8 protein-coding genes are annotated in these 9,591 nt (G+C 72.9%); all 8 read right to left on the bottom strand.

Annotated features, from left to right (window positions below):
- Window positions 1-309: 309 nt before the first annotated feature.
- Window positions 310-1,689 carry a M1 family metallopeptidase gene (locus tag J0670_RS19900; protein ID WP_307806598.1) on the bottom strand — a complete coding sequence of 460 codons (1,380 nt, stop codon included), beginning with the start codon at window positions 1,687-1,689 and terminating at the stop codon, window positions 310-312.
- Window positions 1,690-1,739: 50 nt separating this feature from the next.
- The gene (locus J0670_RS19895) at window positions 1,740-2,225 is read right to left on the bottom strand and encodes a hypothetical protein (RefSeq protein ID WP_207812981.1); all 486 of its coding nucleotides are present in this window, start codon (window positions 2,223-2,225) and stop codon (window positions 1,740-1,742) included.
- A 5-nt stretch (window positions 2,226-2,230) separates the two neighbouring features.
- Entirely contained in the window at window positions 2,231-2,851 is a 621-nt protein-coding gene (locus J0670_RS19890; RefSeq protein ID WP_207812980.1) for a class I SAM-dependent methyltransferase, read from the bottom strand.
- 22 nt (window positions 2,852-2,873) lie between these two features.
- Window positions 2,874-4,748 carry a hypothetical protein gene (locus J0670_RS19885; RefSeq protein WP_207812979.1) on the bottom strand — a complete coding sequence of 625 codons (1,875 nt, stop codon included), beginning with the start codon at window positions 4,746-4,748 and terminating at the stop codon, window positions 2,874-2,876.
- 52 nt (window positions 4,749-4,800) lie between these two features.
- Window positions 4,801-6,054, bottom strand: a complete 1,254-nt coding sequence (locus J0670_RS19880; protein ID WP_307806597.1) for an MFS transporter — start codon at window positions 6,052-6,054, stop codon at window positions 4,801-4,803.
- Window positions 6,051-7,343 carry an ATP-dependent carboxylate-amine ligase gene (locus J0670_RS19875; RefSeq protein ID WP_207812978.1) on the bottom strand — a complete coding sequence of 431 codons (1,293 nt, stop codon included), beginning with the start codon at window positions 7,341-7,343 and terminating at the stop codon, window positions 6,051-6,053. Before J0670_RS19875 ends, J0670_RS19880 begins: the two co-directional genes overlap by 4 nt.
- Window positions 7,340-8,518: a DegT/DnrJ/EryC1/StrS family aminotransferase gene (locus tag J0670_RS19870; RefSeq protein ID WP_207812977.1), complete on the bottom strand. Its 1,179-nt coding sequence runs from the start codon at window positions 8,516-8,518 to the stop codon at window positions 7,340-7,342. The genes J0670_RS19875 and J0670_RS19870 overlap by 4 nt, the downstream gene beginning before the upstream one ends.
- A partial coding sequence (blsG, locus tag J0670_RS19865; RefSeq protein ID WP_207812976.1) for an arginine 2,3-aminomutase occupies window positions 8,515-9,591 on the bottom strand: 1,077 nt, incomplete at its 5' end. The genes J0670_RS19870 and blsG, both read right to left, overlap by 4 nt.

The following is a 9,591-nucleotide window of genomic DNA, read 5'->3' as shown; positions in this document are numbered from 1 at the left end:
CGTAGTGCGGGAGGTGGGCGCCGGGGTCGGAGAAGGCGCTCTGGCCGAGGTAGGAGGTGAAGGGCATGGCTGGACTCTCCAGGGGGATCGGCCGCGGGATCGACGGCCGGGCCGGTGCCGTTCACCGTGTCAAAATTTTCGGGGGATTGTCCAGATTCGCCGGCCCAGATTCGCCGGCCCGGATTCGCCGGCCCGGATTCGCCGGCCCGGATTCGCCGGCCCGGATTCGCCGGCCCGGAGTCGGTGGTCCGGAGTCGGTGGTCCAGATCTGGTGGTCGGGATCTGGTGCTCCGGGTTCCGCGCGAGGCATCAGTCGATGCGGTGCTCGCGCCAGAAGGGTGCCAGGTCGACGGAGGCCGCGGCCTGGGCGGCGGCCTTGAAGTCGGCGGTGGTGGAGACGCCGTACCAGTGCGCGCGGGCGTAGTCGTGCAGCAGGGTGGCCATCGTCTCGGGGCCGATCAGGCCGCTCAGGTCGTGCAGGGCGCAGGAGCCGCGGTCGTAGACGACGGGGCCGTAGCGGTCGGGGTGGGCGTCCCAGTAGCGCATCGGGTTGGTGAGGCGTTCGTCGACGGACTGCCAGGGCGGGAGGTCGGCACAGTCCTCGCCGGCGTGGCCGAGCCCGCCGGGGCCGCCGTCATCGCTGGGGTCGCCGGGCTCGCCGATGTCGTTGAGGGCGAGGTCCATGGCGTACTCGGCGAAGGACTCGTCGAGCCAGGGCGTCCGGTACTGGTCGTCGCCGACGATGCCGTACCACCACTGGTGCGCCACCTCGTGCACGACCGCGGACGGCCTGACCCGGTCGAGGACGAAGGCCGCGTACTCCATGCCGCCGAACGAGAAGGCGTTGTCGACGACGACGTCCAACTCGCCGTACGGGTAGGCACCGTAGCGGGTGGAGAGCGCGTCGACGGAGGCGAGGGAGAGGTCGAGGACGTGGCGGGCGTCCTTGGCCGTGACGTTCGTCGCCGAGTGGACGGCGACCCGCACACCGCCGGGTGATCGGCCCTCGATCCGGCTGAACGGACCGGCGGCCCAGGCGAATTCACGAACCTGCCGTGCCGTCAGTTTGGTGATCGTACGGCCCGGAGCGCCCGGGCCGTCCACGGCGGTGCCGGTGGCCGGGACGAGCACGCCGGTGGGGTGGTCCAGGGTGACGGCGTAGTCCGAGACGAGGGCGAAGAAGGACTCGCCGTTGTCGGTGTACGGGTCGAGGTGCCAGCCCGCCGCGTCCCGGACGGCGAGGACGGGCAGGGCGTTGCCGAGGAAGTAGAAGGCGCCGTCGCGCCCGAAGCGGTCGGCGCCGTCCGGGACGTCGATGGCGAGGTCGAACTCGAGGGCCCCGGAGTCGCCCCGGCGCAGCGGGTGGGGCAGCGGGACGCGCAGGGCGGTGCAGCCGACCCCGTACGGGCCGTCGAGCCCGGACACCCGGACGGCCGGAGCCGCGCAGCCGCCGTGGGCGTTGTCCCAGAGCCGCAGGTACACCTCGTCCATCGGCTCGGCGGAGGTGTTGGTGAAGGCGATCCGCTCGTGGCCGCGCCAGTGCGCGCCGGTGGCGTCACTGCGCAGTTCGACGGTGTAGGCCGGCGTGCCGGGGGTGCGTGCCGGGTCGGTGGCGGTGTGGCCGGGTGGCGCGGCGGCCGCCGACAGGAGCACGGCGAGTACGGCGATCAGGGTGAGCGGTCGTCGCACCGCCGGGGCTCCTGTCAGTGGAGGAAAGAGGGGAGGGGAGGGGGAGGGGATCAGCCGCGGTGCCGGGCCAGCACCCGCTGGACGGCCCGGTCGACGGCGGGCAACGAGGTGGCGAGGTCCGTGTAGACCACCTCCTCGACGGTCGCGACCGTGTGCAGGCCCTGCACCAGGAAGGTGTACTCCCGGCCGCGCTCGAGCAGCAGCACGATCGGCTTGCCGAAGGCGCTGGCCCAGCCGATCTCGATGTGGGTGCCGGGCGAGGCCGGGTAGCCGGGCAGGGCGATGAACAGTTCGGCCTTGCGGATCTCGTCCTGGTCGAGCTTGGTGCACTGGTCGGGGCGCATCAGTTCGGCGCCCCAGGCCTCCCGGCGGTGGGCGTTGTGCACGGCGATGCCCTGGGCCTCGAAGTGCTTGATCAGCAGGTCGAAGGGCGCCCGGGACTCGGCCGGCATCTCGCCGGTGGTCGGGTCGAGCAACTGGATGAACGGGCCGGCCAGGAACAGGGACCTGGGCGGGGGGAGGGTGCGCGCGGTCATGGCGGTCAGTCCTTCAGGAAGCACTGGATGTAGGCGTCGCCGCTGGTGCCGTGGGTGTACTCGGTGGTGTCGTAGGCGGTGTACGGGTGACGCTCGACCCGGATCGAGCGGAAGTGCGGGGTGTACTGCCAGCGCAGCTCGGGCTTGGTGCTGAAGAAGGGGATGAACACCCCGCCCGGGCGCAGCACCCGGACCACCTCGGGCATGGTCCGGGCCCACAGTTCGGCGTCGGTCCACACCTCCAGGTCCAGGGCCGGGTCGAAGAACATGCCGTCGATGCTCTCGGAGGGCAGCTCGAAGATCCGCCGGAAGAAGTCGCCGCGCTCGATGGTCAGGTTGGCGGGCGGCTCCGGGTGCTTGGCCAGGAACAACTCCTCGACCTCGTCGAAGAGTTCGAGCACGGTGTGGCTGCGGGTGGCCGGGTTCCGGGCGATCCGCAGGGCGGACAGTCCGAGGCCGAGGCCGACCTCGTAGAAGTCCCGCCCGTACTCGCACAGCAGGTCGGCGCTGGCCCACATCAGGTCGCGCTCCCAGGCCTGCATGGCCTGCTCGCCGCCGATGCTGAGGGTCACCTCGCCGTCCTGCTCGATGAGCCGGATCTCGGGCTTGGTGCTGGGTGTGGTCATGACGGTGTCCTCGGGTCGGGGGTCAACTGGGAAGGACGCCGAAGTGGCGCCGGGCCGTGGAGACAGCGAGGTCCTGTACGGCGAAGACGGTGAAGTAGTAGGCCTGCGGTGCGGTGGCCGGGTCGAAGCGGACCTGGAAGTGCACGTCCTGCGGCTGGCCGCCGACCGCCCGCACCTTCGCCACCTCCGGCTCCACGGCGGTGTCCTCGCGCAGGTAGGTCGGGACGAACAGGCCGAGTCGGACCGGGCCGGTGCGGGCCGCGGTGAGCGAGGCGCGCACCTCCAGGACGCCGCCCTGGCGGACCTCGTCCGCGGCGTACGCGAGCAGGGCGGGTGCCTCCGGCAGCCGGAAGGTGACGTCCCCGCAGCGCATGCAGACCGCGCAGGTGGTGTCCAGTACGTTCGGCAGCAGGCCGCGCCGGGTGAACTCCTGCGCGGGGCGGCCGCAGTGGCAGACGACCTCGCGGACCTCGGGGTCGAGGGAGCTGCGGTCGCCGAAGTGCGCCGGGTAGTTCATCAGCTCGTCCTCGGGGTTCGCCGCGACCTGCCCGGCGATGACGTGGTCGAGCGACTGGAGGTCGGCGGTGAGCGAGGCGCCGATCTGCTCGGCGGACTGGTCGGCCAGATGGGTGGGCCGGGCCACCCAGAGGTCCACCTTGCGGGCCAGCTTGGTCAGCCGGGGGCGCAACGCGTGGTTGTGGGGCAGGAGTTCGGAGCCGAGGAGGGCGGTCAGCCGGCGGCCGACGGTGAGCAGCAGCGGATCCGGTCGGTGGTCGGCGAAGACCGTTTCGGACTGCTCCTGCTGCTCCTGCTGCTCCTGCTGTGGAGCGTGTGCGGAGTCCGGCAGGCCGAAGCGCAGGAAGGCCGGGTACGGGTGCGAGCCGGCCAGGCTGGCGTTCAGGGTGTCCACGGTGTCCCCGCCGACGAGTGCCGAGCGCATCCAGGCGACGTTCTCCGGCCGGTCGGAGTCGTGCACCGAGACGGCCGCGACGACCGTACGGGCCGGGCCGTCCAGGGCGTTGAGCAGCAGCTGGTACTTGGGATCGTAGAGCGCGAGGTCGGCCAGTGGCCCGCTGTTGCAGGCGCTGAGCACCACCTCCACGGCGGGCACCCGGTGCAGCGGGACGAGCTTGTCCTCCGGCTTGTAGCAGGGCAGCCCGTACGCGCAGCGCGGGCCGAGCAGTCCGGGGCGGGCGGGGGCGTCCGGGCTGAGGCCGCAGATGGTGAACTCGCCCAGGTTGACGCTGTCGTCCTTGCCGTGCCCCTGGAAGGCGACCTTGCGCCAGCGGCCGCCCAGGATCGTCGACCGGATGTCCACCCGCTCGAAGTCCCGGTCGTCGAAGACCCGGACGCCGGGCGGGTGCGGCGGCCGGTCGGTGTCGGTGAACAGGCCGAGGGCGTCGACCCCGGCGTCCGGGCGGACGTACTGCTTGGCGATGTTCCAGGCGAGCGAGGCGGCGTCGCGCCCGCTGAGCAGGGTGAGTGCCTGGGTGCGGCTGCGGTAGGTGGCGAGCAGCAGGGAGCGGACCGGGTCGAGGGTGAGCCGGTCGTAGCAGCCGACGAGCAGCAGGCCGCCGGGGTTCTCGCGGAGGAAGGCGGGGGCGTCGTCGAGGCGCTCCTCGTCGAGCCATGCGCGGGCCAGCGGGCGGACCAGGTCGGCGACGCCGTCCGGGAGTCGTTCCGCGCCGAGCAGCACGCCGTGATCGAGCGGGCGTGGTCGGCCGGGCGCGGCGTACAGCCGGGCGGCGAGCTCGACGCTGCGCGCCAGGTCGTCCCGGCCCTCGACCGGGACCGGAACGGCGGCCGTCTCCGGCTCGGATGCCTCCAGGAACTCCTTGACAGCTGAGGGGAGTTGGGCGAACTTGACGGGCCGGAAGAGCGACCCTGCGGACTTCATCGTCGGTGACCTCGTGGACGGGAGGGACAGGTGGGGTGGGTTGCGAGGGGCGTCACGCCACGGCCTCCGCCCCGGCGGCGGCGCGGGAGAGCAGCGGACGGCAGGCGAAGGCCAGTACGGCGGCGGCCAGCGCGGTGGCGAAGGCGACCGCGAAGACCCCGCGCGGCCCGAGCGGCTCCACCAGCAGCCCGCCGGCCTGCTGGCCCGCCGCGTCGCCCAGCACGGTGGCGAGCGAGGCCCAGGTGAAGGCCTCGGCCAGCGAGCGGCCGCCCGCGACCGTGCCGACCAGGGTCATCTCGACCGCCGACACCAGCGCGATCGGCGCGCCGCCGACCGCCAGCGCGAGCGCCAGCAGCGGCTGCGAGGTGGCGGCCAGGGTCAGGCCGGTGCCCAGCGCGTACGCCAGGACCAGCCGGGGGAAGCGCACCGGCGCCGGGACGTCGGACTGCGAACGGCCGAGCCAGACGGCGCCCAGCGCGCTGCCCACGCCCCAGCAGGCGTAGACCGCGCCGGTGCCGCCGGGGGAACCGTGCGCGGCCACGAAGGCCGGGATGGCCAGGGTGAGCAGCCCGATCGGCACCGCGCAGGCGGCCATCACACCGGTCAGCGCCAGCATCGCGGGACTGCGCAAAGGCCCCAGAAGGTCGCGCCGTTCGGCGGGCGGCGGGGCGTCCGTCCCGGTCGGCAGCCGGACCAGGGCCAGCCCGAGCGCGCCGATGCCGCCGAGCGCCGCCACCGCGCTCAGGGCCAGCGCGGCGGAGCCGGCCAGCATCAGCCCGGCCAGCATCAGCGGGGCGCCGATCACCAGCACCTCGGCGAGGACGGCCTCCCACAGGTAGGCGGTGTCCCGCTCGGTGTCGGCCAGCGGCAGCCGGGCCCACAGCGAGCGCATGCAGGCGTTGGCGGGCGGCAGGGCCGTCCCGGCCAGGGCGGCCACGGCCAGCTGGGCCCAGCCGCCGGGCCGGGTGGCCCAGGCGAGCGCGGCGAGCGCGGCCGGGTACAGCAGACCGGTGGCCAGCAGGACGGGCCGGCGCCCGGTGCGGTCCAGCCGCCGGGCGACCAGTGGGCCGCCGGCCGCCATCCCGGCGGTGTAGAGCGCGCTGGTCAGCCCGGCCTGGGCGAAGCTGCCGCCCTGCTCACGCACCACCAGGACGGTGGCCAGCGACATCAGGTAGACCGGCAGCCGGGACACCAGGCTCCACCCGGCTACGGCGGGTACGTGCGGGCGGCGCAGCAGCGCGGCGAAACGGCGGGCCAGGGTGTCGCGCGGCGGCGGCGTGGTCTCGCGGGGCAGGGTGTCGCTCACCGTACGCCCTCCGTGGCGGCTCTGTGGGCCGGCGCGGGCGGGGGTTCGATGGTGGACGCGGGCTCGATCGCGGGCGTGAGCTCGATGGTGAAGGCGCCGAGGACCTCGCGCATCCGCCGTTCCACCTCCTCGATCGAGGCACCCACCACATGGACGTACCCCGACGAGTTGTGCGAGGCCCGCCGGGCCGACACCGCGTCGCCGACCCCGACCTTGAGAACGGCGTCGACCACCCCGGGGACACGCAGCAGTTCCTCCGCCGGGGTGATCCGGCGAACCGTCCCGGAGCCCGGCAGCGGCAGCAGCAGGTCGCCCGCGCACCGCCGCTGCCGGTAACTCAGCCGGGGCCGGATGTCGCGGTAGACGTCCAGGGTGGCGCCGAAGACGTCGAAGCCGTACGCGTGCCCGTGGTTGGCCGGGATCTCGCAGCCGGCCAGCCGCAGCCCGATCTCCCCGGCGTACAGCCTGCCGTCGATCAGGAAGAACTCCATGTGCGCGTAGCCGTGGTCGATGCCCATGCCGGTGACGATCCGTTGCAGCAGGGCGCGCAGGTCGACCGGCGGGGCCTCCTCGGTGCCGACGCTGATGTTGGCGTTCATCGCGCCGTCCACGATGTCCAGCGGACGACAGGGCATCGCGCTCGGCCAGGCGTCCAGCACCTCGCCCCGGTGGATGATCGCGCAGACCTCCCACTCGGTGCCGCCGAGGAACTGCTCGACCATCCAGTCCCGGGCGGTGAGGTCGATGCCGTCCAGCGCCCACGGGCCGTCCAGCCGGTGGGTGTCCACGCAGGCGAAGGAGTCGACCGGCTTGAGCACCAGCGGCCAGCCGTGCCTGGCGGCGAACCAGTTGACCTCGGCGGCCGTCCGGACCGGCGCGAACTCGGCAGTGCACAGCCCGAGTTCACGGAAGCGCCGCTTCATCGCGGCCTTGTCGCGGACCCAGGCGACCTGTTGGCCGCTCAGGTGCGGCAGCCCGGCCAGCGCCGCGAAGCGGTGGGCGAGGGCCTGGCGCGGCTCGCTCGGATTGCAGAACCGGCTGGGTGCGACGGGCAGTTGGGCCGCCCAGTCGCGGTACCGCGCCGCCTCCCGCTCCAGCGGCCTGTCGGCGCGCACCCAGAAGGCGGGCAGGTGGGCGGTGCGGCGCAGGTGGTCCGCGGAGAGGTCCGCGCGCAGCTCCTCGAAGCGCAGCAGCACCAGGTGCTCGGGCAACGTGGCGGCCGCGTGCCGGGTGAAGGAGGACGGCCGGTCGTCCACCAGGAGCAGCACCGGACCACCGGGCGCGGTCACACGGCCTCCAGCACGCGCCGGATCGCCTTGACCGCCACCGCCTGCTGCTCCTGCGGGAGTTCGGGGGAGAGCGGCACGCAGAGCGTGCGGTCCAGCAGGTCGCGGGTGCGGGCGAAGTTGTCCCGGCTGAGCGCCGACGGGCCCTCGGGGGCGAGGTTCCACGGGAAGCCGTCGGCGTAGAGCGAACGCCGGCCGGTCAGCACCGGGTGCTCGGGCAGCAGGTACTTGCCGAGCGTCCAGTTGGCGATGCCCTCGGCGGTGAGGGCGGTCACCGCGGCGTCGCGCAGCTCGCGGGACTCGCAGCGGAAGCGCAGGCTCACCTTGACGTCGCCCTTGCCGCGCGGGAGCACCCGGAGGTCGGTGCGGTTGGGCAGCGCCTCCATCGCCAGGCCGTACATCCGCTCCAGGCCGGCCAGCACCTCGTCGAGGTGCCGGAACTGCTGGCACTGGATCGCCGCGACCTCCTCGCTGGTGACGAAGTTCTCGCCGTAGTAGGCGTCCTGGTTCCAGGTCGGGTAGCGGCCGGGGACGCGGGCCGAGCCGTGGTCGTGGTAGCAGCGCATCGCCGCCCAGGCCTGCTCGTCGTCGGTCACCACCAGGCCGCCCTCGCCGGAGGTGAGCACCTTGTTGTGGTGGAAGCTGAACACCCCGGCGTAGCCCGCGGTGCCGACCTCCCGGCCGTCCGGGAAGCGCCCGCCGAGGGTCTGCGCGCAGTCCTCGATGACGTACGGCACGCCCTGCGGCAGCGTGGCCACCGAGCCCTCCATGTGCGCCACGATCACCCGCCGGGCGTCGGCGGGCAGCAGCGTCCGGTCCAGGGCCAGCGACTCGTCGGCGTCCACCGGCACGGGGATCAGCCCGCAGGAGAGCACCGCGCCGGCCACCGCGACGAAGGTGACCGCCGGGATGTACACCACGTCGCCGACGGAGGGCCGGGTGGAGATCAGCGCCAGCCGCAGCGCCTCGGTGCAGTTGTGCACGGCCAGCGTCCGGGCGGCGCCGAGGCGCTCGCTCACCAGGTGCTCCAGCCGGGAGGCCATGCTCTCCTGCTCGGTCTGGTAGCGGAACAGCACCTGGTGCTCGATCACCTCCCGCAGCTCCGTCATGTCCTGCCAGTCGAGGTAGTTGGCGCCGTACGGGAGGAAGCGCTGGCCTTGACGGTCGTGGAGGGTCATCGGGCGTCGGTCTCCGTGATCGGGTGCGTGGCGGCGTCGACGCGCAACTGCTGGCCGCGGAAGTTGTGCAGCAGCAGGCCGCCGTCGGGCGTCTCGGTGAAGGAGGGACGGGCGACCGGGATCTTTCCGATCTTCGTGGTGAGGACGTACTGCGGCACGGCGAAACCGGTGATGTGGCCCTGGAGGCCGTCCATGATCTCCCAGCCCTTCTCGACGGAGGTCATGAAGTGCGCGACACCGGTGACGTTGTCGCAGTGGTACAGGTAGTACGGGCGCACCCGGATCTTCAGCAGCCCGGTCATCAGCCGGCGCATGGTGGCCACGTCGTCGTTGATGCCGCGCAGCAGCACGGTCTGGTTGCCGACCGGGACGCCGTGGCGCAGCAGGCGGTCCACGGCGGCGGCGGACTCCGGGGTGATCTCCTTGGGGTGGTTGAAGTGGGTGTTCAGCCACACGGGGTGGTAGCGGGAGAGCATCGTGCACAGCTCGTCGGTGATCCGCTGGGGGAGCAGGACGGGGAAGCGCGAACCGATCCGGATGATCTCGACGCTGGGGATCGCCCGCAGACCGGCGATGATCTCCTCCAGCCGGCCGTCCTGGTAGCTGAGCGGGTCGCCGCCGGTGAGCAGCACGTCCCGGATCTCCGGGTGCTCGGCGATGTAGCGGAGGTCCTCGTCGTAGGAGCCGCCCTCGTCGTCGCGGAAGTAGCTGCCCTGGAAGTCGGTGGTGTGGAACTTGCGGGTGCAGTGCCGGCAGTAGACCGGGCAGGCCTCGGTGACCAACATGATCACCCGGTCCGGGTACTTGTGCACCACCCGGTTGGTTCGGCGGTAGAGGGTGTCGCCGACGGGGTCCACCTCGGCGCCGGGGAACTCCAGCAGCTCGGCGGCGGCCGGGACGGCCTGCTGGCGGATCGGGCAGAGCGGGTCGTCCGGGTCCATCAGGGAGGCGTAGTACGGGGTGATGCTCCAGCGGTAGCGGCCGGCGACTCCGGCGATGGCCCGCTCCTCGTCGGGGGTGAGGTTGATCCACTGCCGGGCCTTCTCGGCGGTGTTGACGCGCTTGCGCATGTG

The organism is Streptomyces sp. FH025, from assembly GCF_017427025.1.
Classification (GTDB): domain Bacteria; phylum Actinomycetota; class Actinomycetes; order Streptomycetales; family Streptomycetaceae; genus Kitasatospora.
The sequence above is the reverse complement of the archived record's forward strand: the minus strand, read 5'-3'. Positions and strand labels throughout refer to the sequence as shown.

Coding starts and splice junctions, on each gene's coding strand:
- J0670_RS19870 (WP_207812977.1), bottom strand. CDS start 8,518: ATGACCCTCCACGACCGTCAAGGCCAGCGCTTCCTCCCGTACGGCGCC.
- J0670_RS19895 (WP_207812981.1), bottom strand. CDS start 2,225: ATGACCGCGCGCACCCTCCCCCCGCCCAGGTCCCTGTTCCTGGCCGGC.
- J0670_RS19890 (WP_207812980.1), bottom strand. CDS start 2,851: ATGACCACACCCAGCACCAAGCCCGAGATCCGGCTCATCGAGCAGGAC.
- J0670_RS19885 (WP_207812979.1), bottom strand. CDS start 4,748: ATGAAGTCCGCAGGGTCGCTCTTCCGGCCCGTCAAGTTCGCCCAACTC.